Annotated in this window: 20 protein-coding genes, 1 tRNA gene, 1 other RNA gene and 1 pseudogene; 9 read left to right on the forward strand and 14 right to left on the reverse strand. The window is 71.0% G+C overall.

The annotated features are described in order from the left end of the window. Positions 1–100: 100 nt before the first annotated feature. Positions 101–2275: a DNA polymerase III subunit gamma and tau gene (locus tag AB0P03_RS04710; RefSeq protein WP_363627823.1), complete on the reverse strand. Its 2175-nt coding sequence runs from the start codon at positions 2273–2275 to the stop codon at positions 101–103. 91 nt (positions 2276–2366) lie between these two features. Then, positions 2367–2457, reverse strand: an RNA gene (ffs, locus tag AB0P03_RS04715) — signal recognition particle sRNA small type. Positions 2458–2567: 110 nt separating this feature from the next. Here ffs and AB0P03_RS04720 point away from each other — a divergent pair. The 3 genes from AB0P03_RS04720 to AB0P03_RS04730 all read left to right on the forward strand — a co-directional run bounded on the left by AB0P03_RS04720 (position 2568) and on the right by AB0P03_RS04730 (position 4409). Next, positions 2568–2652: transfer RNA gene (locus tag AB0P03_RS04720), tRNA-Ser, on the forward strand. A gap of 80 nt (positions 2653–2732) precedes the next feature. Continuing rightward, entirely contained in the window at positions 2733–3065 is a 333-nt protein-coding gene (locus tag AB0P03_RS04725; RefSeq protein WP_363627824.1) for a hypothetical protein, read from the forward strand. 309 nt (positions 3066–3374) lie between these two features. Beyond that, positions 3375–4409, forward strand: a complete 1035-nt coding sequence (locus tag AB0P03_RS04730; protein ID WP_363627825.1) for a restriction endonuclease — start codon at positions 3375–3377, stop codon at positions 4407–4409. Between the two features lie 258 nt (positions 4410–4667). On the opposite strand, the gene AB0P03_RS04735 is transcribed toward AB0P03_RS04730, so the two are convergent. The 4 genes from AB0P03_RS04735 to AB0P03_RS04750 all read right to left on the reverse strand — a co-directional run bounded on the left by AB0P03_RS04735 (position 4668) and on the right by AB0P03_RS04750 (position 10214). Further along, a complete protein-coding gene (locus tag AB0P03_RS04735; protein WP_363627826.1) occupies positions 4668–6095 on the reverse strand; it encodes a hypothetical protein in 1428 nt (475 codons plus the stop codon). After that, complete coding sequence (locus AB0P03_RS04740; RefSeq protein ID WP_363627827.1) at positions 6092–8056, reverse strand: hypothetical protein; 1965 nt, start codon at positions 8054–8056, stop codon at positions 6092–6094. Before AB0P03_RS04740 ends, AB0P03_RS04735 begins: the two co-directional genes overlap by 4 nt. Further along, positions 8053–8844, reverse strand: a complete 792-nt coding sequence (locus tag AB0P03_RS04745) for a toll/interleukin-1 receptor domain-containing protein (RefSeq protein WP_363627828.1) — start codon at positions 8842–8844, stop codon at positions 8053–8055. The genes AB0P03_RS04740 and AB0P03_RS04745 overlap by 4 nt, the downstream gene beginning before the upstream one ends. 116 nt (positions 8845–8960) lie before the next feature. Next, positions 8961–10214, reverse strand: coding sequence for a helix-turn-helix transcriptional regulator (locus AB0P03_RS04750; RefSeq protein ID WP_363627829.1), 1254 nt, complete (start codon positions 10212–10214; stop codon positions 8961–8963). A gap of 494 nt (positions 10215–10708) precedes the next feature. On the opposite strand from AB0P03_RS04750, the gene AB0P03_RS04755 reads away from it, so the two are divergent. After that, complete coding sequence (locus AB0P03_RS04755) at positions 10709–11200, forward strand: hypothetical protein (protein WP_363579742.1); 492 nt, start codon at positions 10709–10711, stop codon at positions 11198–11200. 65 nt (positions 11201–11265) lie between these two features. Here AB0P03_RS04755 and AB0P03_RS04760 read toward each other — a convergent pair whose 3' ends face one another. Beyond that, positions 11266–12225 carry an aldo/keto reductase gene (locus tag AB0P03_RS04760; protein ID WP_363627830.1) on the reverse strand — a complete coding sequence of 320 codons (960 nt, stop codon included), beginning with the start codon at positions 12223–12225 and terminating at the stop codon, positions 11266–11268. A gap of 165 nt (positions 12226–12390) precedes the next feature. Here AB0P03_RS04760 and AB0P03_RS04765 point away from each other — a divergent pair, with 165 nt between their 5' ends. After that, entirely contained in the window at positions 12391–12807 is a 417-nt protein-coding gene (locus tag AB0P03_RS04765; protein ID WP_363579744.1) for a VOC family protein, read from the forward strand. Between the two features lies 1 nt (position 12808). On the opposite strand, the gene AB0P03_RS04770 is transcribed toward AB0P03_RS04765, so the two are convergent. Next, positions 12809–13516: a helix-turn-helix transcriptional regulator gene (locus AB0P03_RS04770; RefSeq protein WP_363627831.1), complete on the reverse strand. Its 708-nt coding sequence runs from the start codon at positions 13514–13516 to the stop codon at positions 12809–12811. Between the two features lie 128 nt (positions 13517–13644). After that, positions 13645–15180 (reverse strand): MFS transporter, encoded by a 1536-nt coding sequence (locus AB0P03_RS04775; RefSeq protein ID WP_363627832.1) that lies wholly within the window; start codon positions 15178–15180, stop codon positions 13645–13647. A 215-nt stretch (positions 15181–15395) separates the two neighbouring features. Between AB0P03_RS04775 and AB0P03_RS04780 the strand changes: the two genes are divergently transcribed. Beyond that, positions 15396–16148, forward strand: a complete 753-nt coding sequence (locus AB0P03_RS04780) for a TetR/AcrR family transcriptional regulator C-terminal domain-containing protein (RefSeq protein ID WP_363627833.1) — start codon at positions 15396–15398, stop codon at positions 16146–16148. 7 nt (positions 16149–16155) lie between these two features. Here the strand turns inward: AB0P03_RS04780 and AB0P03_RS04785 are convergent, their stop codons facing one another. Next, on the reverse strand, positions 16156–16929 hold the full coding sequence (locus AB0P03_RS04785; RefSeq protein WP_363627834.1) for an isocitrate lyase/phosphoenolpyruvate mutase family protein: 774 nt from the start codon (positions 16927–16929) through the stop codon (positions 16156–16158). Continuing rightward, a complete protein-coding gene (locus AB0P03_RS04790; RefSeq protein ID WP_363627835.1) occupies positions 16926–17087 on the reverse strand; it encodes a hypothetical protein in 162 nt (53 codons plus the stop codon). Before AB0P03_RS04790 ends, AB0P03_RS04785 begins: the two co-directional genes overlap by 4 nt. 177 nt (positions 17088–17264) lie before the next feature. On the opposite strand from AB0P03_RS04790, the gene AB0P03_RS04795 reads away from it, so the two are divergent. Then, entirely contained in the window at positions 17265–17951 is a 687-nt protein-coding gene (locus tag AB0P03_RS04795) for a winged helix-turn-helix domain-containing protein (protein ID WP_363627836.1), read from the forward strand. A gap of 171 nt (positions 17952–18122) precedes the next feature. On the opposite strand, the gene AB0P03_RS04800 is transcribed toward AB0P03_RS04795, so the two are convergent. Then, positions 18123–18920 carry a VOC family protein gene (locus tag AB0P03_RS04800; RefSeq protein WP_363627837.1) on the reverse strand — a complete coding sequence of 266 codons (798 nt, stop codon included), beginning with the start codon at positions 18918–18920 and terminating at the stop codon, positions 18123–18125. A gap of 140 nt (positions 18921–19060) precedes the next feature. Further along, positions 19061–21463, reverse strand: a complete 2403-nt coding sequence (locus AB0P03_RS04805; RefSeq protein WP_363627838.1) for a terpene synthase family protein — start codon at positions 21461–21463, stop codon at positions 19061–19063. Between the two features lie 345 nt (positions 21464–21808). On the opposite strand from AB0P03_RS04805, the gene AB0P03_RS04810 reads away from it, so the two are divergent. After that, positions 21809–22444, forward strand: coding sequence for an HhH-GPD-type base excision DNA repair protein (locus AB0P03_RS04810; RefSeq protein WP_350876398.1), 636 nt, complete (start codon positions 21809–21811; stop codon positions 22442–22444). Positions 22445–22577: 133 nt separating this feature from the next. Here the strand turns inward: AB0P03_RS04810 and AB0P03_RS04815 are convergent. After that, positions 22578–24097, reverse strand: a pseudogene (locus AB0P03_RS04815) (MFS transporter). Positions 24098–24229: 132 nt separating this feature from the next. On the opposite strand from AB0P03_RS04815, the gene AB0P03_RS04820 reads away from it, so the two are divergent. Continuing rightward, positions 24230–25195 (forward strand): YafY family protein, encoded by a 966-nt coding sequence (locus tag AB0P03_RS04820; protein WP_363627901.1) that lies wholly within the window; start codon positions 24230–24232, stop codon positions 25193–25195. Positions 25196–25478: the final 283 nt, after the last annotated feature.

Raw genomic sequence — 25478 nt, forward strand, 5'->3', positions numbered from 1 at the left:
TTGCTGTCCTGCGTCGCCGTCCTGCCTGCGGTCACGTCCGCTTGCAGTCCCGCTCGCGTCGTCACGGCCGAGCCTACGTGCTGCCGGGGCGGGCCGTCGCTCAGTTGCCGCGGTGGTGGATCTCCTCCAGAACCGTCGCGCCCAGCTCCCGGATGATCAGCTCCTGACCGGAGAACGCCTCCTCGTTGAGGTCCGGGTCGTCCTCCTCCGGGATGTCGTCCTCCGGCGCCACCGCGCGCACCGGACGGGCCGGCGGCGCGGCCACCGGCGGCGGGGCCTGGACCGGCGCGGGCGCCGGGGCGGCCTGCACCTGCGGGGACGGCTGCGACCGGACCGGCGCGGGCACCGGAGCCGGAGCCGGCACCGGCGGCGCGGCGGCCGCCGGACGGGCCGGGGCCCCCCAGCCGCCACCGCTCGGGGCGGCACCGCCCAGGCCACCGCCACCGATGGCCGTACCGCCACCGAGGGAACCGCCCCCGGACGGGTCGACGATGCACTCGATCCGCCAGTCCACACCCAGCGCGTCGGTCAGCGCCTGGCGCAGCACGTCGTCGCTGTTGCTGCCGACGAAGCTGTCCCGGGCGCCCGCGTTGATGAAGGACACCTGGAGCACGCTGCCGTCGAACCCGGCCACCTGGCCGTTCTGGCTGAGCAGGATCCAGGTGAAGCGGCGGCGGTTCTTCACCGCCTCCAGAATCTGCGGCCACAGCTGCCGGACCTGCGCCGCGCCCTGTTGCGCGGCGGCCGACGCCGGCTCGGCGGGCTGCCCGGCCGGGGCGGGCGCGGGCGCCGCGGGGGCAGGGGCGGGGGCGGACACCGGGGCCTCGACGGCCTCGGCGGCCTGGGCCGGCGGCTGCGGCGCGGGGGCCGCGGCCGGGGCCCCGCCCGCCGGCGGGAAGCTGCGCGGGATCGGCCAGGCACCCGGCGCGGGCCCGGCGGGCGCCGCGGGGGCTGCCGGTGCTGCCGGTGCGACTGGCGCAATCGGTACAGGGGCCGTCGCGACCGGCGCGGCCTGCACCGGGGCGGCCTCCGCCACCGGCGCCGGCGCCGGAACGGGCGCGGCCATGGGCGCCGCCACCGGCACCCCCACCGCCATCGGCGCGGCGAACCCGCCGGCCGCCGCCCGGCGCTCCAGCTTGTCCAGCCGCGCCTGCAACGACAGCTCGTCGCTGTACGCGCCCGGCAGCATCACCCGGGCGCAGATCAGCTCCAGCTGCAACCTCGGCGCCGCGTTGCCGCGCATCTCGGTCAGCCCGGTGTTGACGATGTCCGCCGCCCGGCTCAGCTCCGCCGAGCCGAACGCGTCCGCCTGCGCCTGCATGATCGCGACCCGGTCCGCCGGGGCGTCGATCAGCCCCTTCTCCCCCGCCTCCGGCACGGTGGCCAGGATCACCAGGTCGCGCAGCCGCTCCAGCAGGTCGGCGACGAAACGGCGCGGGTCGTGCCCGCCCTCGACCACCCGGTCGATCACCTGGAACACCGTCGCCCCGTCGTGCGCGGCGAAGGCGTCCACCACCTCGTCCAGCAGCGCCGAATCGGTGTACCCGAGCAGCGAGGTCGCCATCTGGTACGTCACGCCGCCCTCGGCGGCGCCGGCCAGCAACTGGTCCATGACCGACATCGAGTCACGCACCGACCCGGCCCCGGCCCGGACCACCAGCGGGAACACCGAGTCCTCGACCTGGATGCCCTCCCGGCCGCAGACCTCCGCCAGGTAGTCGCGCAGCGTGCCCGGCGGGACCAGCCGGAACGGGTAGTGGTGCGTCCGGGACCGGATCGTCCCGATCACCTTCTCCGGCTCCGTGGTCGCGAAGATGAACTTGAGGTGCTCCGGAGGCTCCTCGACCACCTTGAGCAGCGCGTTGAACCCGGCCGAGGTCACCATGTGCGCCTCGTCCAGGATGAAGATCTTGTAGCGGCTGTGGACCGGCGCGAAGAACGCCCGCTCCCGCAGCTCGCGCGCGTCGTCCACACCACCGTGCGAGGCCGCGTCGATCTCGATCACGTCGATCGAGCCGGGCCCGCCGGTCGCGAGGTCGCGACAGGACTGGCACTCCCCGCAGGGCGTCGGCGTCGGCCCCTGTTCACAGTTCAGACAGCGGGCCAGGATGCGCGCACTCGTCGTCTTCCCGCAGCCGCGCGGCCCGCTGAACAGGTACGCGTGGTTGACCCTGTTGTTACGCAGGGCCTGCTGGAGCGGAGCGGTCACGTGCTCCTGCCCGATGACCTCCGCGAAGGTCTCGGGGCGGTAGCGGCGGTACAGGGCTAGGGACACACCCCCGACGATATCGGGACGCGCCGACAAACGCGTCGCCCCTCGCCTCACCGCCGTCCCCCACCGCCCCCCGGCGACCGCCCGGGAACGCAAAGACCCCCCGTGCACCCGCCAGAGCCCTCTTACCCTTGCTGCCTTCCGGCCCTGGGGGGGTTCAGAGAGATAACGCCACACGAGGGGCTGACCCCCACACTACCGGATCCGGGCCCCGACGATCCACAGGCAACCCCACCCTCCCGCCTACGGGATCGCTGGTCGCGACCACCCCCGAACATGTACTAAGCTCTCCCACGGAGGATTCGCCTAGAGGCCTAGGGCGCACGCTTGGAAAGCGTGTTGGGGGCAACCCCTCACGAGTTCGAATCTCGTATCCTCCGCCGGCAGAAGGCCCGGACCGTTTCGACGGTCCGGGCCTTCGTCGTTCTGCCCGGCCTCGCTAGGCGCGGTCGATGAGGGCTTGGACGCCGTCGAAGATGCGGTCGAGGCCGAACTCCAGCGGGTCGACGGTCTCGGGGACGAAAGCGCCAGCGGCGATGGCGCGGATCAGGGTGGGAAAGCGGTCGGCATGCCGGTCGAGCAGTGCACCGCTGAGGCGGGCCCACTCCTGGCTGTGCTCCTCGTCGAAGTCGAGCTACTGCTGATGGGCGCCGACTCCGAGCCGCTTGCGCTCGAAGCCGTGACCATCGACGAACGGGCCGAGGGCATCACGTTCCACCTCCCGTTCTTCATCTTCCAGGGCGACGGCGACGTGCTCACCCAGCCCGCCCGGCCAAGCGCCTCTTCGACGTGACCGCCCCGGTCAAGACTTCGCACTCATCCGGGGCGCCGGCCACTTCGCGTCCTTCCGCCACCCCAACCAGGTTCCTCGACCTGAGCCCGGCGACAACCGTTGCGGGCCGCGGAAGCTCGCCGTTCCCCACCTGTTCCGGGCCTTTCATCGCGCTGAAGGCGAACGGCTGTGCCGCGCACGCTTCCTGTTTCGACCCAAGAGCCGCGTGACTATCCGTGTGGCTGGTCCACCGCCGGATCGGGTCTTGGGAGCCTCCGGATCCGCCTAGGATCCGAGATCTCAGCGGCTCCGGTCACGAAGATGGGCGATATGGGCAGCGTGTGGGTCAAAGGGCAGGAAGTCATCGAGTATATGAGCGAATTCGTCGGCTTCAAGCTCGGACTGACCGTCTCCGCAGAACAGCTCGCGCAGGCGGTGAGGACGCATGGTGCGCTGGAGCTATGGCCGGATGACCTCGAAGTCACCTACCGCTACCGGTCCGAAGCCATGGAGTACCTCGGCCACACGCTCCTCACCGCGTTCGGCGACCCGGATGCCGCCGACGTCCGGGACTCGCCCCTGGCGATCGCTCCTCTCCTGAAGGAGTTCGCGGATTTCGGCGATCTTGACGAAGCGCTCAAGTTCGTCATGAACGGCCTTCCGGAACTACCTCTGAACGATCAGGGAGACGCGCTGGATCCGGCCCCGCTCCTCGAAGAGGTATCCCGGCGGTGGGGGGTGGACGGAGTGGCAGTGGCCCTGCGGCTCATGGGAACCGTCAATGCGCGTCTCACATCCAACCTCTGGACCCGGGTTCGGCGGACGGAACACAGCTCCCGGGTCGACCTTCGCGATCTCTTCGACTCGGAGTCGCTGCCCCTGCCCCTGGGCGTGTTCATCGATCAGCGGTTCATCGACTACCTCGACGCCAACACCAAAGAGTTGGCTTGCATGCACTGGCGACAGTTCGAGGGACTCGTTGCAGAGAAGCTGCGCCGTGAAGGCCTGAAGGTAGGCCTTGGCCCCGGCCGCGCCGACGAGGGCGTGGACGTCCGCGCATGGGATCCTGACGCACCAGCGGATGCACCAGCGGTCCTACTGGTGCAGTGCAAGCGAACCCGCCAAAAGATCGAACGCGTGGTCGTCAAGGCGTTGGCTGCAGACGTGATCTTTGAAGGGGCTCGCCGGGGAATGGTGGCTACCACCTCCGCCTGGTCGCCAGGCGCTCGCTCCACGGTGGACGCGCGGAGCTACCCCGTAGACGAAGCGAACCAGGACACACTGATCGAGTGGCTTGCCCAGATGCGGACCCCTGGCGCAGGTCTCTGGCTACCAGAGGGGATCCGTCAGGTCCCCCGTGTATGAACCCGCGGGCCTACTGAACATGAGCTCCGAGCTGTGCAGGGACGACCCGCCGTGGTTCCAGTCCTGGCTGTCTTCACCCCCGTTCCGGCGAGGTTCGGAACACGTCCAGTAAGTCGTCTCCAACAGATCAGGGCGCCCACGTTCGCCGACAACGCCCAGACAAACATTGGGAAGGCGCGGCTGGGGCAGCTCCTCACGAATTCGAATCCCGCCCCCTGCCAACGTCGACCGGCCGGGGCCACGTTAAATCGCGCTGTTTCAGCCATGCGCCAACGGATTCTCTCCAACGGAACTCCCGGAATCTGGTGACGGCCTGGATTCGTTGGTCGCTCCACGCCGCGACGAGGTACCCCAGATCACGCTGGTCGTGTCGTGGTAGTCGTCCGCGATGTTCGGCCCCCCAATTCGGTCTGCGTCTGATGCCTGGCCGACGCGGTCATCGAGGTGCGGCCGATCTTGGTACCCAACTCGCGGATCCGGGCCGGTTCCCCCGGAGTCCGCGAGTCGAGAGTCCGTCTTCGGCTGTTCGGGCTTGTCGCGAGCGGGGTGTGTCGCAGCCGATGCCTCTTCTTCGAGCCGCGTCTCACCGGCCCACCGACCCGACAAGTGCTGTCGGATCCGTTCGGCCGCCACGACTCGGCCGGAGGCGTCCGTTGAGCGTGCGATCCGGTGCACAAGCACCTCCCGCTCGACAGATCCCTCCTCCAACCCGAGCTCCTCCAGCAGTTCGCGCACGCGTTCGACCACGGTCGAGTCCGGATCCACCAGTGACGGAGCAACGGAATCGACGGGGATCGTCTCTCCATCGCGCTCCTCAGCCGAGCACTCCGGACCACCCGATCCATACCCTGGGATGCCCGGCGCAGGTGTCGACTCGCAGGTGGGAAAACCGGCCACCAAACGTCGAAACGGTTCAGGCACCTCGGTGTCATTCGCAGCGGCGGACAACTGGGCGAGAGGCCCGATCATTTCCACTGCCTTCTCCACTTCATCCTCGTGACGCGTCAGCCACCACACCACCGCACTACCGGGGCTCTTCAGCACCTCCTCGCCGATATAGGACCGCCTGTTTCGCTCGTACTGCTGGTGTTGTTCCCAGGCGTCCTCTGTCTTGCGAAGCCTGGCCAACTTCTCCAGCCGGTCACGGTCAGACTGGTTCAGGGTCAACGTGGCATTGGTCGCCAGTGCGGTGAAGAGCCCCGACGCATCGACGGCCTCAGCACCCAGCGATCCGACCAACCGGTATCGGGCGGCGTCCCAGTGGTAGGGGTGTTCCTGACTGGTGATGAGCTGCGCCCGCTTCAGTACAGCCGACACGGCAAGGTTTCCCAGGCTGGCGTGTGGGAGGTCCGGATGACTTCGCGTCGGCCGCCAACGCACAGTGGCAGAGAACACGAAGTCGTAGTCAGGTAGCGCACTCGGAAGGGTCAGACCATCCACGTGGGTTTCTTGAAGCGGCTCTGCGGGAGGATTTGGCCTGATGTACAACGGCTCCGACAGCGGCTCTGCCACGGGTGAATGGCGTGGACTCTGACGCACCACCAACAAACCCAGGCCAGCTGCCACGGTCAGCGCAAGAAAGATGCCCACCCAGGCCGGCCAGTTGAACAGCCGACCGACCAGAGCAGGAACCGATGCACAGACGAAGACGAGGAAGACGGGTAGGGCCTTGTTTCGGTAATTCATCGAGGCTCCCTCTCTGGTACGCCAGGACGACTATCAAGGGTCTCAATGCCCTGAGCGAAGTCGATCTTCTGCCAAAACCGGTAGGCGGTCGCCTTCCGAGAGTCCGAGGACCCATTCGGAGCCGAAGTCTCTGCCACGGCCCAGTCGCGAGTGATCAGGTAGAGGTGGTTCAGAACGGACTGGCGGCCCTCGGCGGCCTGAAGCACAACGTCCAATGCATTCCGCCATCCGCGCGCGCCGTCTGCCGCGGTCAACCACTGGTGTGCTGTGGGCGCCCAGCTGTCAGTGGGCAAGGCCAGCACTGCCTGCCAGCTGGCACGAAGGGCCTGCCACGGCGGTGGGAACAGGATCCCGGCCGGCTTGAGGAGTGCGAGAAGCAGCGTCAGGTTGGGAGTCGGCGACGTACCTGACCGGGCGAGCAACCGGTCGATCAGTTGCTCGTAGAGGCGCCGGTCCGCCCTGGCCAGCTCCAGGAGTTCCGCCCGAGCGACATCGATCTCCTCACCGCCGGACCGCAACGCCAAGTGATGGAGCCGCACTACTGCCTGATCGGGGTGGCTGGCGCCGATGACGTGGCGGCACAGGCCAGTCAGCACGCGTAGAAGATCTGGAGAGAGCCTTGGCCCGACCGCCCAGTCGTAGATCTTCGAACGGATCCTGGCGCCGTACCGTTCGTGATTGAGTCCCTGCTCAAGGAGGGCCGCCGCCTCAGCGTTCCACCGTCTGGAGGTACCGGATCGTGTCCAGAGTTCAGCCAGAGTGGAGAGGTCGCCAGGTCGTCCCGCAGCGAGTGACTGCTCTGCGAAACGCACAACCAGGTTCGTCCGGTCGTCGCCCGTAAGTTCCGGCAACGCGACTGACCGGCCGACCCAGTCCCGCAAGTTTTGTCGCAGGTCCGGGAAGTTGACCCAGAAGTGGTTTCGTACAGCGCCATCGTATGCGAGCCGCTCGAAGCGGACCCGGCCGTCGTGGTCGCGCCGAATATGCAACGACGTCAGCTGCTCGCCCAAGTCGGCCTGAGCCAGTCGGGGTGTCTCATCACCGTTGTGCCGCAGCTCGGCCAGTAGGCTGGCTGCACTGTGGAAGACAGCGTCAGCGGTGGCACCGTTGAGCATGGCCGCGGTGAGTAGCAACGCCCGCTCCTTCACCGTGCGGTGGGCACTCACCTGCCTGGCCACCTCGCCCGTCCAATTGGTGACTACGGCAACCGCCTCGTCCCGCCAGGCAGAGAAGTCGGAGCCGTAGGCGCCACTGTCCCGCGCACGGCACACCATCTCCGCGAACCTGGCCAGCTCACGCATAGGTGACTCGTGAAGCAGGTGTTTCAGCTCCGGTACGCTCAAATGTTCAGGCACGAAGTCGATGCCGCCCACTCGGAGGTAGCGGCTGAGCACCGCAGGCCCGTGAGGTCGTCCTACATGCACGACGAGCGGCGCGAACTCGGCATCCAGCAGATAGCCGAGACCGGCTGGCAGAACGACGACCATGCGTGCGGCGTTCTGTTCAACAACCGCCCGGTAAGAGGTCAGAACGCGCTGAGCGCCCAGGTAGGCGTCGTCGGGCGTACTGGACAGGTCGAGAAGGAAGCGGTCGTCCGGTGCGATATCCAGGCCGCTTTCCTCGCGTTCCACCGACAGTTCTTCGAACCTCCCCGCTGGCAGGTCGAGTTGGTGCAACAGCATGGTGGCGGCGGCACGGCGACCGCTGCCTTCCGGGCCGTCCAAGAGGACAACGGAACCGGGGGTGGCCAGCCTCTCCACGGCGGTGCCGTAGCGATCCGGCGGCACGAACCAGCGGCTGAGTCGCAACCGGTGCTGGTGAGCGATCACCAGCGGATTGGTGCCCGTTCTGACCAGTCGATCGGACGTCGCGGTAGTGTGCCAGAAGTTGTACTGCGGTCCGCTTCCGCTGTGGAGCGGTCCCTGTGAGTCGTTGACCCAGCTGTAGGCCCCTTCGCTCACCTGTCTCCGTCCTCAGGGCAGCGACTGTTGTCGATGTTGGTACGGACGGTGCCGGAGTGCTTGCCGGCGATGTAGTTGACACCCATCCCGTCGCCGGAGAACCGCGGGGCCGTGTACTGGTGTCCGCTGCCCGTGTGCACCGGACCGCTCGGTTCACTGACAAAGGTTCCAGAGAAGCCCCCGGTCAGATTGCCGATACCGCCACGCTGCCTGCTGCGGATCTCGCGGGCACGGATCTGGATACCCGCCGATCGGATCTCGCCATCATCCGTGTCATCCAACCGCCGCTGATCGTGGCCGACGCCCAGGCGGTCGGCAGCGGCCAGCTGCGGAACGAGGGCGGCCAAGTCGTTCCCGATGCGGGTGAGGTCAGCTTCCGCATTTCGCAGGTCCAGTCGCCTGTACTGATGGTCCGCCAATCCGGACAGCACGAGGGGCAGGTCCGCGCGCTTCAAGCGAGGCGCGCGATCAACCAAGACAGGGACGATCAGAGCACCGGACTCGAACGCCTCGATGATCTCCCTGCGAGTCCAGTCCTCAGGGTTGTCAAGCGCCCGGCTTCCGTCCGCGCTCGACGCTTCCATCCAGCGCAGACCGATTACGGGCAACAGAACGCTACTGCGTCGAACGGCGGTGATCAGTGCCTGCGGAAATTTCTGACCTGCTTCGATCGACTTACTGGCCCGGAATACCCGATCGCTGCCGAAGCGCCGGGAGAGCTCCCGTTCGAGCAACGTGGCGGTGCCTTCCTCGTCTCCGGTACGGTAGTTGATAAAGATGTCAGGCATGGCGGATCTCCTCCCCGGAGGTACGTCTTTGGGTCCAGCAACGGAACGGCCGCGCCGGCCTGCCGGTTACGCAGGCACGAGTCCCCGCTGCAGCGGCCGAACCGTTTGATGTGCTGTCAGGCTTGAATGGTGTGCAGTGCCCTGGCCAGGGCGGGTTGGAGATCACGCACGGATCGGTTGGTGCGAAATCGCGCCAACTCCCTGGCCAGCCGCCGAAGGTCCGCGGTCACCGTGGCGGAGCGCACGGCGATGACCATGTCGAGCAGTTCACCCGCGATTTCACAGGAGTGCTCGATTTCGCCGGCCGCAGCGTGTGCCAGCGCCCGTCGCAGGCCGTACCTGGCCCGGGTGCGAAGTGCCTGTGGCGCAATGCCCAGGCACTCCCGATCGAAGACCTCAGCGGCCTCCCGGGGACGTCCTAGATCGAACAAGCACCAGCCGGTCACCATGGCCGCCGGATCCGTCAAATGGGAGGTGCCGATTACCGGTCCGGTGCCGGTCCTGCCTGAGGCCGAGTCGAGCAGGTGCCGAGCCCGGTCAAGACTCCGCATGCAAGAGTGCTCGTCCCCGATCAGGGCATGTCCCTGCGCCTCGCGCTGGGCAGCCAGCCCCCGGATCCGGAATGGCAGTCGGCTCTCCTGCGCCCGGCTCGCGAGGGCGATGGTCTGCTCGGCATCAGCGTCGTAGAAGGTGACGAGCGCACGCCGGACGAGAGCGTAGAAGGCCAGGTCACGATCACCCCCTGCCTGCGCGAGTTCGACGGCGCTGGCGGTCCAGCCGAGGGCCGACTCGTTGTCGCCGGCCTCCTGCGCCATCCAACCCGTGAAGTCGGCGAAGTGGGCGGCAAGCACAAAGAGCCGTGCTCCGTCGCGCGAGCCGCTCGTAACAGCGAGCTTGGTAACAGTGCGGGTTTGGGCCTCGAGCAGGTCGAGAAGAGCGGTCGGCTCGGTAACCTGGCCTAGCTGTCGCATCTGGTCAAGCTGCGCTAGAAACGGCCCGGTGAGTGACACGCCTTCTGGTCGGTCTACCCGTTCACCGTCCACCGAACCGAAGCCGATCAGTGATGCCGCTCCAACCGTGAGCGGGCTGCGGCGTGCCATCGACTTGCCTGCCCTGCGCATCCGTTCAACGCGCTTGGACGGGTAACGACCGACCAACCTCTGCAAGCGCCCGCCTGCTCCGAACAACGTGTCGCAGCGTCGGGCCAAGTCCATGGAAGGTCGTTTCTCGCCGCGTTCGATTCGGCTGAGGTGGCTCCTGCTGTAGTTGACCTCTTGGGCAAGATCCCCAAGGGTGAATCCGGCCTCGCCTCGCAGTCGGCGCAGTTCCCAGCCGAATCCTAAGGGCATGGCCATGCCAAGCACCTCCATGGTGATGTCTGAAACTGAGCAATCCCGGTGAGTGGTCGGAGCGCCCCGCCGCTCCGAAAAGGATTTTGGCACGCGCCATGCCCGCCAAGGGGCGATCCGGCCGAGTTGCCCGTTGCCTCTTCCGATCGCCGCTGCATGCACTGACCGGCCCGGAGACGGACCGCGAGAGTCGGAAGTCGAGGACCACGCCGCCGACCACCGCCACGCACCTCCGGCAGTCGCCGAGCAATGGCGGACAGATTCGCGTCTGCCCCGCAGGCCACGAACACCGGACTCGGGCACACTCGGGCCGAATCGCCGTCCTCGACCCGTGCACCGAGGCGACACCTCGCGCCGCCTCCTCTCGACTGCCAACAGGCGGCGAGCGCGAGAAGATGGAATTAATAGCAACTCAATCACCAATCTAGTCCAGGTTAGTACATGGACACATGGAGACACGACGTGCAAGTATCTGTCCTGCCGCCAGACAGGCGACACGCAGGAGGGGAAGAAACATGACGCAGGACAACCAGCAGTTCATCTCGGTGCCGGTGCCGGCTCAGTACGTCACGCAGGTGTACGCGTTCCTCGCGGAGCTCTCGGGAGCCGCTGCGGGGCCCGCGGTGGCGGCGCCGGCCGAGGGGGGTCCGCAGGAGGACGGCGAGTGGCCGTTCGTCGAGTGGACCGTGCAGGATCTGCGCCGGCTGACGGCCGATCCGCTGGACTCGGTGCAGGCGGTGACCGGGGTGCTCGACATCCTGGCGAAGCAGCCCGGCGAGCGGGTGAGTTACACGTCCCTGGTCGAGCTGCTCGACGTGGACCGGAAGCGGCTGCGCGGCGTGCTGTCCGCGTTCACCCGGGTCGTGCACAAGCACTACGGCCGACGGAACTGGCCGATGAGCTGGGTGGAGGCGCTCAGTGACGGCGCCGAGTTCAAGTCGGAGTTCTTCTACACGGTGAGCGAGACCACCGCCAACCGGTGGCGGGCGGTCCGCGCGCAGGGCTGACGGCGCTCAGGACTGACGGCGCTCAGGACTGACGGCGCGCAGCCGGTTCGAGGCGGACGCCGCGGTCAGGCCGCGGTGTCCAGCCGCCGGCGCTGGTCCTCGTCGAGCACCAGGTCCAGGGCGGCCAGGCTCTCGTCCAGCTGGGCGACGGAGCTGGCGCCCACGACCGGGATCGTCGGCACCGGGTGGCCCAGCAGCCACGCGAGCACCACCTGGTTGACGGTGGCCCCGGCCTCCTTCGCCACCTCGGCCAGGGCGGCCAACTGGGCCTGCACCACCGGCCACCGGTACTTCTCGGACAGCGGCCGGTCGGGCCGGCAGTACGCGCCGCCGAGCAGTGGGGAGTACGCCAGCAGCAACAGCTCCGGCCGCCGCGCGACGTACGACAGCAGCTCCTCGTCGGCGTGCTTCTGGATGCCGAAGTCCGCGTCCGGCCGCGGCCGGAGGTAGCTGTGGCGCTGCTGGACGCACCGGTAGCCCGGCCAACTCCGCTGCTCGGCGAGCTCGTTGGCGGCGGCCAGGTCCGCGGCGCTGTGGTTGCTGCAGCCGAGCCGGCCGGCCTTTCCGTCGGCCACCAGCTCGGCGAAGGCGCCGAGGGTCTCCTCGACCGGGGTGGACGGGTCCGTCACGTGGGCGTAGTAGACGTCCACGCGGTCGGTGCCGAGCCGGCGCAGGCTGCCCTCGGCCGCGTTGCGCAGCGCGGCGGCGGACAGCCCCTCCATGTGCGCGGGGAAGGGGAGTTCGGGCACCGGGCGGGCTCCCGCCTTGGTGGCGAGCACCAGTTCGTCGCGGTTGCGCCGGCGGGCGATCCAGCGGCCGAGCAGTTCCTCGCTCTCGTACCCCGTCCCGCCGGGGGCCCAGAAGGCGTAGTTGTTCGAGGTGTCGACGAAGGTCCCGCCGGCCTCGGTGAACCGGTCCAGGATCGCCGTCGCGGTCTGCTCGTCCACGGTGGTGCCGAAGGTCATGGCGCCGAGGCACAGCGCACTGGCCTTCGGTCCGTCAACTCCGAGACTGCGGTACAGCATCAGTCATCCCTCCCAGGGGGTCGTCGGCAACGGTGGTGCGCGCCGGGATCGGGTCACCGGAATCATTACCCCGGCCGTGCCCGACTCGACCAGTGTGCGGACCGGCCGGGAGACCGTCCGATTCGTTCAAGACGGGGCGTCCGGGCGCCGCCTACCGTGACGGGCATGAACAGCACACCAGCACCGCAGTTCGCCGTCGTGGGCCTCGCCGTCTCGGACCTGGCCGCCTCGATCGCCTTCTACCGGCGGCTCGGACTCGCGTTCCCCGACGGGGCCGAGCAGGAGCCGCACGTCGAGGCCGTGCTGCCGGGCGGGCTGCGCCTGGCCCTCGACCCCGACTCCACCATCCGCTCGTTCCACCCGGACTGGCGTCCGCCGGCGGGCGGCGGCCGGACGGCACTGGCGTTCCGGTGCGCCGACCCCGCCCAGGTGGACGCGGTCTACGAGGACCTGGTCGGCGCCGGGTACCACGGCGAGCTGAAGCCGTGGGACGCCTTCTGGGGCCAGCGGTACGCCGTGGTGCACGACCCGGACGGCAACGGCGTCGACCTGTTCGCGCCGCTGCCGGACGCCGCGGACTGAGTCAACGGGGCAGCAGGACGGTCGCCGACACTCCCGCCAACTCCCGTACGTCACGCGCCAGATGGGCCTGGTCGGCGTAGCCCGTCCGGGCCGCCGTCTCGGCGAGGGGCACGCCGGAGCGGGCCAGCGCGAGGGCGCGCTGCAAGCGGAGGATCCGGGCCAGGGTCTTGGGGCCGTAACCGAAGGCGGTCAGTGAGCGGCGGTGCAGTTGCCGCGCGCCGAGGCCGACCGCCTCGGCGGTCGCCGCGACCGAGCGGCCGGCCGCCAGGGCATCGGCGACCGCCCGGACGAGCGGGTCCACCGGCCGCGCGTCGGCCGCCAGGCGCAGCGCCAACTCCTCCAGGGCCACGGCCGGGTCGGGCGCCGCGTCGATGCGTCCGGTACGGCGGCGCACCTCGGCGCCGGGCCGGAGGTCCGCCAGGTCGACCCGCCGGTCGCGCAGTTCGTACGCGGGCACGCCCAGCAGGGCGGGGGCGGCGCCGGGCGGGAGGCGGACTCCCGCCCACGGGCCGCGCAGCCCCGGTCCGAGCTGGAAGGCGCGGGTGTCCGGCCCGGCGACGAGGAGCCGGCCCTCGGTCCAGAGCAGGTCCATGCAGCCGTCGGGCAGGACGAGTCCGGCCGCGCCGCCGCCCGTGCTCCCGACGGCCCGGCGCCTCCACACGACCGCTCCCGGCAGCCTCGACGCCCACTCCGCGTACTCGGGGGACATGGGGCCCAGGCTACGCACCGCCGCCGGGGGTCGCCGGGGGGCGGCGACACACCGGCGGCACGCCGACGGCCCCGGCCGCACGGGGCGGGCAGGGCCGGGGCGGGCAGGGCAAGGCAGGGCGAGCAGGCTCAGCCCACCCGCTGGACGACCTCCGCCTCCGCCTCCGCCTCCGCCGCGTCCTCGACCGGGCCCGCCACCGGAGCGGCCTTCCGGCCGTCCCGCATCAGCACCAGCGTCAGCCCCGCGGCCGCCAGGACGGAGATCCCGCCCGCCGTGAAGGTGACGGAGGCCGCGGTGTTGAACGCGTCGCGGGCGGCGGCGGCCAGTCCGCCGTCCCCGGTGCTCGCGGCGAGGGCGAGCGCGTCGGTGATCGCGTGCTTCCCCGCCGTGGGCGCGTCGGTGGGCATCGCGCCGGTGTAGGTGCTGGACAGGACGGCGCCGAGGATGGCCACGCCCAGCGCGGAACCGGACTGCTGGATGGTGTCGTTGAGCGCGGAGCCGACGCCGGCGTGCTCGCCGGGGATCGCGCCCATCAGCGCGTTGGACGCGGCCGGCATCCCGAGGCCGGAGCCGGCGCCCAGCACCAGCATGGCCAGGGCGACCTTGACGAAGCCGTCGCCGACCGAGAGCGTGGCCAGCAGCCCGAACCCGGCCGCGATGACCAGCATGCCGACCGAGGTCAGCACCCGCGGGGCGACCTTCCTGCCGAGCGCGGCACCGACGGCGTTGAACACCAGCGAGGCGACGGCCAGCGGGATGAACGCCAGGCCGGTGTCGGTGGGCGAGAACTTCAGCACGAACTGCAGGTACTGGGTGAGGACCAGCATCAGGCCGCCGGTGGCGAAGGTCAGCAGGACGAGCGAGAAGCTGGCGCCGGTGAACACCCGGTTGCGGAACAGCCCGAGCGGGACCATCGGCGAGTCGGTCCGGACCTGGCGGACGGCGAACCCGGCCAGCGCGAGCACCCCGACGGCGAGCGTGCCGAGCGTGCCGGGGCTGGTGATGCCGTCCCGGGGCAACACGATGATCGACCAGACCAGCGCGGTCATCCCGGCCATCGAGAGCACCATGCCGGGCAGGTCGGGCCGACGCCACGGCCCCTTGGACTCCGGCATCAGCACGACCGCCGCGATGATGGCGACCGCCGCGACCGGCACGTTGAGCAGGAAGACCGCGCCCCACCAGAAGTGCGCGATCAGCGCACCGCCGAGCACCGGCCCGCCGACCAGGCCGATCATGGCCACCGCGCTCCAGGCGGCGATCGCCTTGGGCCGTTCCTCGTCGTCGAAGACGGTGATCAGGATGGAGAGCGTGCTCGGCATGACCAGGGCTCCGCCCACCCCCATCAGCACGCGTCCGGCTATGAGTTGGCCGGGGCTGTCGGCGACGGCCGCGACCAGGGAGGCGGCGCCGAACAGCACCAGCCCGATGATCATCACCTTCCGCCGGCCGAACCGGTCGGAGAGGCTGCCCGAGGTGAGCAGCAGCCCGGCGAAGACCAGGATGTACGAGTCGATGATCCACTGGATGTCCTGGGCCCCGGCCTTGAGGTCCTCCGCGATCGGCGGGATGGACACCGTGAGCACCATGTTGTCGACCACCAGCACCAGGCTGCTGAGACAGAGCACGACCAGGATGAGCCAGCGACGCGGCTGACGGTCCACCGCGGTCCCCCTTCGAAGTGAGCGCGCCGGCCGCAGCCGGACGGAAGTCGTCGCGGGCACGCCGCACCCCGTCCCCACGGGGGCGGCGCGCTCCGCTCCGCACACTGTACGGAGACCGCACACTGTTCGCAAAGCCGAACAGTGTGCGGTGCGGCTTATGCTGAACGGAACAGCCGAGCCGAGCACAGGCGGGCGAAGACCGAGAGGAGGGCCGGATGACGGCCAGGTCGAAGGGCGTGCCCGGGACACCGTGGAGCCGCCCCGAGCGCCCCCGGCGCGAGCAGCCCGCGCTCAGCCGGACCCAGATCGTCGCGGAGGCCCTCGCCATCCTGGACGGCGACGGCATCGAGGCCCTGAGCATGCGCAAGCTCGGCGCCCGCCTCAACGCCGGCGCCACCTCGATGTACACCCACGTCGCCAACAAGGACGAACTGCTCGCCCTGGTCGTCGACGAGGTGTTCGGCAAGATCTGGATCCCCACGGTCACCGACACGGACCCGGCGGACTGGCGCACCACCCTCGCCGAGTGCGCGGCCAGCACGCGTGAGGTCGTCCTGCGCCACCCGTGGATGGTGTCGGTGATCGGCGACCTGGGGCTGGTCTACTTCGGGCCCAACTGGATGCGCCTCTCCGAGGCCCTGCTCACCTTCCTGGATGCGGCCGGCTTCACCCCGACGGAGGCCAACGACGCGATGGGGGCCCTGCTCGGCTACGTCATCGGGACGGCCAGCGTGGAGGCCTCCTGGCTGAGCGCGCTGGCCCGGCAGGGCCGGGACGAGCAGGGCTGGATGGACGAGCTCGTGCCCGCCGTCATCGAGGCCACCCGGGACTTCCCGCGCCTGCACCACCTCTACACCACCGAGGTCGGCTCAGCGACCGACGGCGGCCGCGACAGCGGCTTCACCAACGGCGTCCGACTGATCCTGGCCGGCATCGAGGCCACCCGGCAGGACCGACCCGACAGATGACGCACCGTCACTTTCCGCTCAGCTCCTGGACCTCGGCGTAGCCCGGCACCGGACCGACCTCATCGCCCGCACCGACGGCCGCCGCCGTGGCCACCGCCGCCGCCAGCGCGGAGCGGTACAGCAGCGAGCCGAGGCTGACCCGGGCCACCCCCAGCGCGGCAAGCTCGGCGAAGCCCGGACCGGTCGGCGTCCAGAGGACGTTGAGCGGGGCGGCCAGCCGTTCGACCAGCGCCACGATGGCGGCCGGATCGGCCAGCCCCGGGACGAACACGCCGTCCGCGCCCGCCTGTTGATAGGCCTCCAGGCGGCGGACCGTCTCCGGCCCGGGGTCGTGGCGCCCGGCCCAGCAGGTGTCGGTACGGGCGTTCACGAAGAGCTCCGGCACGGCCGCCTTCACCGCCGCGATCTTCGCCGCGAGGACGGCGGACGGCGCCAGGGTGCCGTCCGCCCGGCCGTCCTCCAGGTTGATGCCGACCACCCCGGCCTGCGCCAACTCGACGGCCAGGCAGGCGACTTCCTCCGGATCATCACTGAACCCGGACTCGGCGTCCACGCTCAGCAGGAACCCGCTACGGCCCAGCCGGCGGGCCAGCCGCACGGTCTCCGCGCGGGTGACGGCCACGCCGTCGGGCAGGCCGGCGGCGGCCGCCACGCCCAGGCTGGTGGTGCCGATCGCGGCGTAGCCCTCGGCGGCGAGGACCACGGCCGAGGCGTGGTCCCAGGCGTTCGGCAGCAGCAGCGGCCGGCCGGGGCGGTGGTGCAGGGCGGCGAAGGGGGTCATCGGGTCACCTCCGGGGAGCGGTCGCCGACGGCGCCCGCGCAGAACGCGGACCCGACGACGTGGTGGACGAGTCGGCGCAAGCCCCAGCCGGTGCCCGGCGAGTCGTCCAGGGCTGCGGTCACCTCGCCGCAGCGGGAGAACACCGTGGGATCGCCCATACCGGCCATCCTGGCTCCGGCTCGTTTCGGCCCGCGCCGAACCGTGCCGCCCCCGACCGCCCCGCCCCGCGACGCCGACGGTTCGGCCCGCGCCAAACTGCGCCGCCCCCGACCGTCCCACCCCGCGACGCCGACGGTTCGGCCCGCGCCGAACCGTGCCGGGGCGACCATGGAGGCATGTCGCTCGCCGCCTTCGCCGCCCTGCTCGCCGACCCCACCCGCGCCGCGTTCTGCACCGCACTGCTCGACGGCCGCGCCTGGACGGCCGGCGAACTGGCCCGGCACGCGGGCGTCGCGCCGTCCACGGCCAGCGAGCACCTGTCGCGGCTGATCGCCGGCGGGCTGCTGGCCGAGGAGCGGCAGGGGCGGCACCGGTACGTCCGGCTGGCCACCCCGGAGGTCGCCACCCTGATCGAGGACCTCACCGCCTTCGCCGGCCAGGGTGACCGGCCCACCCCGCACGGCCTGCGCGAGGCCACCCGGCAGAGCGCCGAGGCCCGCGCCCGCACCTGCTACGACCACCTGGCCGGCCGCCTCGGCGTGGCCGTCGCGGACGCGCTGCTCGCCCGCGGCCTGCTCACCGACGACGCCGGGCTCGCCGTCACCGGGCGCGGCCGGGCCTGGCTGGCCGCGCAGGCGATCGAGCTGCCCGAGCGGGCGGGCCGCCGGGGCGGGCGGCCGGTGGTGCGCAGCTGCCTGGACTGGACGGAGCGCCGCAGCCATCTCGGCGGGGCGCTGGGCGCGGCGCTCTGCCGGACGGCGCTGGACCGGTCCTGGGTGGAGCGGATCGGCTCCGGTCGTGCCCTGCGGGTCACCCCGGACGGCGACCGCGCACTGCGCGAGCTGCTCGGCGTCGAGCTCTGAGCGATCGGGCCGCAGGGGCGGGCCTCGGCATCAGCCGGACCTCAGGACCGGACGCTCCTCGGCCCCGGACACCCCTCGGCCCCGGGCGACCTCAGCCGTCGACTTCGCCCCGTCCAGCGCGGCAGATCGCGGTGTCCGTCCAGCGGCTCGACGAGTTCCTCCCGCTCCCCCTCAGGCGTCCGCAACCTCGGGCGGCTCGCCCGAGGTCCGGCCGAGGTCGATGATCCCGAAGGCCGCGCCCTGCTGGTCGCCGACAGCGGCGAACCGGCCGAACGGGCTGTCCATCGGCCCGAAGTGCACCGTGCCGCCGCGCGCCCGCAGCCGTTCGAGCGCGGCGTCGGTGTCGTCGACCGCGAAGTACACGCTCACGTACGAGGGCGCCTCGGGTGGCAGGAAGTCGCCCTCTGCCCCCATCCGGCCCAGCACGGGGCGGCCGTCGACCTGGAACATCCGGTAGTCGAAGTCCTCGGCGTCCATCCGCTTCACGCCGAACGGGAAGACCGCGGGGAAGAACGCGTCCGCCTTCGCGGGCTCGCGGGTCACCACCTCGGCCCAGCTGTACGCGCCGGGCTCGCCCTGCTTCTCGAAGCCCTGGTGGCGGTCGCCCTGCCAGACGCCGAACACGACCCCGCCCGGGTCCCTGGCGATCACCATGGTGCCGAAGTCGCCGATCTGCATCGGCCCCATGACCACCTCGCCGCCGTTGGCGCGGATCCGCCCGGCGGTGGCGGCGGCGTCCGGCGAGGCGAGGTACAGGCACCAGGCGGACTGCGCCTGCGCGCCGGGCATCGACGGCACGATCGCGGCGACCGCCTTGCCGTCCGAGTACGCCTGCGTGTAGTTGCCGTACTCCGACGAGCTCTCGCCGAAGGTCCAGCCCAGGACGTCACCGTAGAACGCCTTCGCGCCCTCCGGATCGGTGAACATCGCGTCGACCCAACAGGGCGTGCCCTCAGGTGGCGCTGCCATCTCTTCCGCCCTCTCGCCTGGCGACGTGCGCCCGCGATCCGGAGCGCACCCGGCCCCCGTCCGGCCACCCTAGCCAGTACCGGGCGCACCCGCGCGGGATCGGCCCGCACGGGTGCGCCGTGGGCTGGTCCGCCCGCCGGTCAGCCCAGGGCCGCCACCCCGGCGGCCGGGGCCGCACCGGCTCGCGGCAGGCGCAGCGAGGCCGTGCCCAGGCCGGTCGGGCCGACCGGGAAGGCGGCGGGCCCGGGCAGTTCCTTCACCGCCGCCCCCGCCTTGAGCTCCCGCTCCGCGCCGAAGTGCCGCAGCAGGTCCTCCTCGCGGTACCGGCGGCAGTCCCGGTGCCAGACCAGGATGCCCGCGAGCCAGTTCTCCAGCTCCTCCACGTACCCGTCCAGCAGCTCCCTCGCCTCCGGCTCCAGCGCGAAGTCGTCGTACAGGACGGGGAGTTCCTTCCCCGCGACGTGCTGGAACTGGTCCAGCCGGGAGTGCATCAGGTCGTCGACGATCCGGACCGCCGACGGGTAGTCGCAGTTGAAGAAGTTCTGCACCACCAGGACGGCGTTGTGCACCTCGCCCTCGTACTCGATCTCCTTCTGGTACGAGAACAGGTCGTTCATCATGCACGCGTAGTCCGCGGCCGAGTTCTCCAGCGAGCGCATCGAGCCGTGCTCGTACACCGCGGGCGGCACGACCTGGCCGTGGGCGAGCCGGCACAGGCTCATGGTGAGGTCGGAGCCGAAGGTGGCGCGGCGCATCTCCAGGTAGTCCACCGGGTCCGGGATCCGGTTCTGCACCTGGTTGTTGAGCTCCCAGATCCAGCTCGCGGTCATGTCCTCGACGGTCTGGCGGAACTTCCGCCGGGCGTCGGCCGTCATCGGGCCGGCGGTGCGCTCCCAGATGTCGGCGAGGCCGCGTTCCAGGGCGTTGGCGGGCTCGGGCGCGGGGCTGCCGTCCACCGGCATGAACAGCGGGAGCCGCTCGGTGGCGAGCTTGGCGCCGGCCAGGTCGCGGGTGCGGCCGAAGACCACCGGGTAGTAGTCGTCGGCCCAGGTACCCCAGGCCAACCAGGCGGAGGAGACGTCGAGTTGGTCGGCGGTGGCGTCCGGGTGGATGCCGGCCGCGCAGAGCGGGAGGTCGTAGTCCCGCATGGACTCGGCGTCCCAGATGCCGGATCCGGGGATGCCGGGCTGCTCCTCCAGCAGGCCCATCCGCGCGGCCCACTCGATCACCCGGTCCCGCGCGCCGTCCAGGTGCGGGCTCAGCGTGGCCTCGAACGGCAGCTTGAACTCCGGCAGTTGGGACGGCCCGACGGCCTGGTACGGCACGTGGCCGTGCGACCGGGCCCGCCGAACGGCCGGTCCGACGCCGCCCGGGCCGCCCGAACCGGCCGGACCGGCCGCAGGTCCACCGCCGCCCATCGCCCCGCTGCGCAGGATGTCCAGCGCCGAGGTGCCCACCCCGCCGATCGCGAACGGGTCCCACCAGTTGCCGGTGCCGGGCAGCGCGCCGCCCGTCCCCGCCGCGACGCCGCCGCCCGAACCGGCCGCCGCACCACCGCCGTTCATGTACCGGCTGGAGCGCATGTGCCACTCGTGGCCGCCGGACTGCCAGTCCTGGAGGCCCTTGACGTACGCCAGCACCCGGGCGCGGCCCTCGGGAGCGAGCCCGGTCTCGGCGAACAGCACGGGCAGTTCGGTGAACACGGTGTTCTCGAACTGCTGGAGCCGCGAGGTGAGCAGGTCGTTGACCGCCTCGGCGGCTTCCTGGGTGGAGCACTCCAGGAACTTCTCCAGCACCAGGATGCCGTTGCTCAGCTCGCCCTCGTCCTCCACCTCCCGCTGGTAGGAGAAGATGTCGTTGCGCAGGTGCACGCCGTCCGAGAAGGCGTCCATCAGCACCCGCAGCGCGCGCGAGCCGGAGACCTCCTTCGGGACCTCGGCGCCGGCCGCGTGCTCCACCAGTTGGGCGGACCAGGGCGCACCGCCCACCTTGCGGCGCATCTCGATGTACTCGACCGGGTTGGAGACCCGGCCGGCGTTGATGTTGGCGAGCTCCCAGAGCGACTCGTTGAGCAGGTTGCGGGTGCTCTCGGCGAAGCGGATCCGCCAGTCCTCGCCCATCACCGGCACGGTGCGCCGCCACAGGTCGGCCAGGCCCGCCTCGACCGGGTTCTCCGGCTCCGGCATCGGGGTGGCCGGGTCGGCCGGCATGAACAGCGGCAGCCGGTCGAGGTGCGCCTTGCCGGCCTCGCGGTCGTTGGTGCGCTTGAACATGTCGAGGAAGTGGTCGTCGAAGAAGAAGACCCACACGTACCAGTCGGTGACCAGCGAGAGCGCCTCGGCGGAGGCGTCGGGGTGGGTGTAGGCGCAGAGCAGACCGTAGTCGTGGGCGTCCAGGTCGGCCTGGTCCCAGATGCCGGAGCCCTCCAGCATGCCCATCTCCCGTGCCCAGACGGAGGAATGGGCCCGGGCCTCGTCCAGGTGGGGGTTGAGGCGTGCCGGGTGCGGCACGTAGAAGGACGGCAGTTCGAACGGCTGGGTCACGGCGGGCGAGCCTTTCTGGACGCGTCGATTGCACCAAGAATGACCCGCCGGCAGGTCGCCGCACCGGCGCAACAGAAACAGTCATACAAGATGACCTACCTCCCTCCAGCCCGCCCGCGCCGCCCGCCTCCTCGCCGCCCGAAGCGGGCAAAAAGTATTCCGTCGGCTCTCCCGACCGCCGGAGCTGGTATCCCAGGCGGTCGCTCCGCCAACGAACAAGCCAGCTGCGCCAAGGCCCTGGAACTCCAAGACTTCCCCTGCTACGGGCGTGTTGACCGCCCCCGCCCCCGCCCCGTCCACCAGACTGGGCGCCGACCCGACGTCAACTCCGAGGAGGGCAAGCCCATGAACGTCACCGTCCGGCTCGCACAGCAGCCCGAGGCCGACGAACTGCTCGGACGGAGTGCGCTGGCCGCGCTCGTCGGCATGTTGCTCGACCAACAGGTGCCGATGGAATGGGCGTTCACCGGTCCGCTGACCATCGCCCAGCGGCTCGGACGGAACGACCTGGACGCCCGGGAGATCGCCGTGTACAACCCGGAGGAGTTCGTCGCCCTGCTGTCCGCGAAGCCCGCCGTGCACCGTTACCCAGCCGCGATGGCCAAACGGGTCCAGCAGCTCTGCCAGTTCCTGGTGGCGCAGTACGACGCCGACGCCGCCGCGCTCTGGAAGGACACCCGCACCGGCAAGGAGCTGCTCAGCCGCCTCAACGCCCTGCCCGGTTTCGGCAAACAGAAGTCGCAGATCTTCCTGGCCCTGCTCGGCAAGCAGTACGGCGTGCGGCCGGAGGGCTGGCGCGAGGCGGCCGGCGTGTACGGCGAGGAGGGCGCGCACCGCTCGGTCGCCGACATCACCGGGCCCGAATCCCTCGACCTGGTCCGGGAGTTCAAGCAGGAGATGAAGCGCGCCGCGAAGGAGGCCAAGTCCGCGGCGAAGACCACGCCCCGGACGACGGCGGTGAGCACGGCCGGGGCGCGCTGAAAGCCGATCGCCCGGCCGGCCGGGAGCCGTTGCCGAGCCGCCGAGGAGTCCACCGCCGTACGGTCCACGGCCCTCCCAGGATGCGCCGAGGGCCCCGGTCGCACCGCGCGACCGGGGCCCTCACCCGTGCCCGTCAGGCCAGGACGGGCTCCCGCTCGTCCGTCGGATCCGCCGCACCCGCCGTCGCCTGCGCATCCCCCGCACCCACCGCATCCGCGTCGGCCGACGCGACCGCCTTGCGCCGCGGCAGCGCGAACATCAGCAGGAACACCACCAGCAGCGCCCCCGCGACCCACCACATCGCGTGGACGAACGCCCCGCCGAACGCGGTGCCCATCGCCTCCGGCGCGACCACGTCGTCCATCGCCCCGAAGAAGGCCACCGACACCAGCGCGAGCCCCAGCGCGTTCCCCATCTGCTGGACGGTGTTGATCAGCCCCGACGCCGAACCGGCGTGCGCGCGCGGCACCTCCGCCAGGATCGCGTCGGTGATCGGCGCGACGATCAGGCCCATCCCCAGGCCCATCACCACCAGTGGCAGCGCCATCTGCCAGGGCGCGATCGCCGTCCCGTACCGGTCCGCCTCCCAGATGTACGTCAGCACACCCGCCGCCATCACCAGCGCGCCGGTCTGGAGCACCCGGCGCCCGAACCGGGGCACCAGCTTCTGCACGGACAGCCCGGCCGCGGCCGAGACGGCGAGCGAGAACGGGATGCCGGTGGAACCGGCCTTGAGCGGGCTCCAGCCGAGGCCCAGCTGCATGTACAGCGTCCAGACCAGGAAGAAGATCCCGCAGACCACCCCGAAGGCCAGTTGCACGCCGATACCGGCCGCGAAGCTCTTCACCCGGAACAGCGACAGCTCGACCAGCGGCGAGCCGTCCCGCCGCGTCTTGGCCTTCTCGTACGCCACGAACAGCGCGAACACCACCAGGCTGCCGGCCATCGACAGGTAGCCCCAGAGCGGCCAGCCGGCCTCCCGCCCGTGCGTCAGCGGGTAGATCAGCATCAGCAGGCCGACGCTCGCCAGCGCCACCCCGACCAGGTCCAGCTTGAGCGCCCGCTCGGCCTTCGACTCGTCGATGAAGCGGCGCCCGAGCAGCAGCCCGGCGATGCCGACCGGCAGGTTGATCAGGAAGATCGGGCGCCAGGCCAGGCCGAACAGGTCCCACTCGGTGAGCAGCGCGCCGATCAGCGGCCCGGAGACGGCGCCCAGCCCGACCACCGCTCCGAACATGCCGAACACCTGCCGCGCTCCTCCGCCGGGAAGGTCGCGTGGATGATCGACAGCACCTGCGGCACCATCATGGCCGCCGTGCCGCCCTGGAGCACCCGCATCCCGACCAGCATCTCGGGGCCGGAGGCCAGGCCGCACAGCGCGGACGCCACGGTGAACCCGCCGATGCCGATCAGGAACAGCCGCTTGCGGCCGTAGATGTCGCCCAGCCGGCCGCCGGTGATCAGCCCGATCGCGAAGGCCAGCGCGTAACCGCCGGTGACCCACTGGATGGCGCTGAAGGAGGCGCCGGTGTCCTCCTGGATGCTGGGGATGGCGATGTTGACGATGGTGACGTCCACCAGGTCCATGAAGGAGGCGACCATCACGATCGCCAGCGCGATCCACCTCCGTCGGTCCGCGTCCGCGGTCTTCATTCGGTACTCCTCATTCGTCCTGCTCGTCCTGCTCGTCCTGCTCGTCCTGCTCGCGCTGCTCGTCGGCACGTCCACGAGGGTACGGGGCATATAGGTCAGATCCTGTCCCAGTTGTCCGGCATCCTGGACGGCATGACGGACACCCCCGCACGGCTGCTGAACCTGCTGTCCCTGCTGCAGACCCCGCGCGAGTGGCCCGGCAGCGAACTCGCCGAACGGCTCGGCGTCAGCCCCCGGACGATCCGGCGCGACATCGACCGGCTGCGCGACCTCGGCTACCCGGTGCAGGCCACCATGGGCGCGGTCGGCGGCTACCGGCTGGTCGCGGGGACGGCGATGCCGCCGCTGCTGCTGGACGACGAGGAGGCCGTCGCCATCGCGGTCGGACTGCGGGCGGCCGCCGGGCACGCGGTGGTCGGCATCGAGGAGGCCTCGGTCCGCGCCCTCGGCAAGCTGCTCCAGGTGCTGCCGGGCCGCCTGCGGCACCGGGTGGGCGCGCTCAACACCGCCACCGTGCCGCTGCTCACCGGCGACGGCCCGACCGTCGACCCGGACGACCTCACCGTGCTCGCCGGCGCCGTCACCAACCGGGAACGGCTGCGCTTCGCCTACCGGGCCGGCGACGGCGCCGAGACCAGGCGCAACGTCGAACCCGAGCGGCTGGTCTCGGCCGGCCGCCGCTGGTACCTGGTCGGCTACGACCTGGACCGGGACGACTGGCGGCTCTTCCGCGTCGACCGGCTCAGCGAACCCCGCGCCACCGGCGCCCACTTCACCCCGCGCCCGCTCCCGGCCGAGGACGCCGCCGCGTACGTGGCGGGCAAGCTGCGCCGCCAGTCACCGGCCCGCGCCGTGATCGCCACCGTGCACGCCCCGGCCGCGAACGTCCGACGGCACTTCGACCGGGGGGACTCCGAGATCGAGCCGATCGACGAGCACCGCTGTCGGCTGCGCTCCCGCACGGACTCCTTGGAGTGGACGGCGGTGCGGCTGCTGACGCTGGACTGCGAGTTCGACGTGCACGAGCCCCCGGAGCTGATCACCCACCTGCGCACCCTGGCCGCCCGCGCCGACCGGGCCACCCGCGCAGACGGTTAGGCCTCGATCCGGTACCAGACAGTCCCCCGCGCGGAACCACAGCGCGCCGTCCCGGCCGTGCGCCCGCACCCGGTCGAGCGCGCCGGGCACGCTCAGCTGCCGGCGCCGGGTCTGCTTCCACTCCTCGCCGATCAGCTGGTACCAGGTCAACTCGCCGCCACTGGACAAGAAGACGCCCTGACCGCCGTGGACCGCGAAGCCGACCGGCAGCCGGACCAGGCACGGCAGGGTGGTCGACCGCCGGTCGACCGCGTCGATCCAGCAGCACCCGGCCGCCCGGCAG

The organism is Kitasatospora sp. NPDC088779, assembly GCF_040685395.1.
GTDB lineage: Bacteria > Actinomycetota > Actinomycetes > Streptomycetales > Streptomycetaceae > Kitasatospora.

Bases quoted from the DNA above. Each gene is read 5' to 3' on its own strand.
- AB0P03_RS04780 (WP_363627833.1), top strand. From the start codon at position 15,396: ATGACGGCCAGGTCGAAGGGCGTGCCCGGGACACCGTGGAGCCGCCCC.
- AB0P03_RS04790 (WP_363627835.1), bottom strand. From the start codon at position 17,087: ATGGGCGATCCCACGGTGTTCTCCCGCTGCGGCGAGGTGACCGCAGCC.
- AB0P03_RS04770 (WP_363627831.1), bottom strand. From the start codon at position 13,516: ATGTCCCCCGAGTACGCGGAGTGGGCGTCGAGGCTGCCGGGAGCGGTC.
- AB0P03_RS04750 (WP_363627829.1), bottom strand. From the start codon at position 10,214: ATGGAGGTGCTTGGCATGGCCATGCCCTTAGGATTCGGCTGGGAACTG.
- AB0P03_RS04735 (WP_363627826.1), bottom strand. From the start codon at position 6,095: ATGAATTACCGAAACAAGGCCCTACCCGTCTTCCTCGTCTTCGTCTGT.
- AB0P03_RS04760 (WP_363627830.1), bottom strand. From the start codon at position 12,225: ATGCTGTACCGCAGTCTCGGAGTTGACGGACCGAAGGCCAGTGCGCTG.
- AB0P03_RS04755 (WP_363579742.1), top strand. From the start codon at position 10,709: ATGACGCAGGACAACCAGCAGTTCATCTCGGTGCCGGTGCCGGCTCAG.
- AB0P03_RS04745 (WP_363627828.1), bottom strand. From the start codon at position 8,844: ATGCCTGACATCTTTATCAACTACCGTACCGGAGACGAGGAAGGCACC.
- AB0P03_RS04810 (WP_350876398.1), top strand. From the start codon at position 21,809: ATGAACGTCACCGTCCGGCTCGCACAGCAGCCCGAGGCCGACGAACTG.
- AB0P03_RS04820 (WP_363627901.1), top strand. From the start codon at position 24,230: ATGACGGACACCCCCGCACGGCTGCTGAACCTGCTGTCCCTGCTGCAG.
- AB0P03_RS04800 (WP_363627837.1), bottom strand. From the start codon at position 18,920: ATGGCAGCGCCACCTGAGGGCACGCCCTGTTGGGTCGACGCGATGTTC.
- AB0P03_RS04785 (WP_363627834.1), bottom strand. From the start codon at position 16,929: ATGACCCCCTTCGCCGCCCTGCACCACCGCCCCGGCCGGCCGCTGCTG.
- AB0P03_RS04730 (WP_363627825.1), top strand. From the start codon at position 3,375: ATGGGCAGCGTGTGGGTCAAAGGGCAGGAAGTCATCGAGTATATGAGC.
- AB0P03_RS04795 (WP_363627836.1), top strand. From the start codon at position 17,265: ATGTCGCTCGCCGCCTTCGCCGCCCTGCTCGCCGACCCCACCCGCGCC.
- AB0P03_RS04765 (WP_363579744.1), top strand. From the start codon at position 12,391: ATGAACAGCACACCAGCACCGCAGTTCGCCGTCGTGGGCCTCGCCGTC.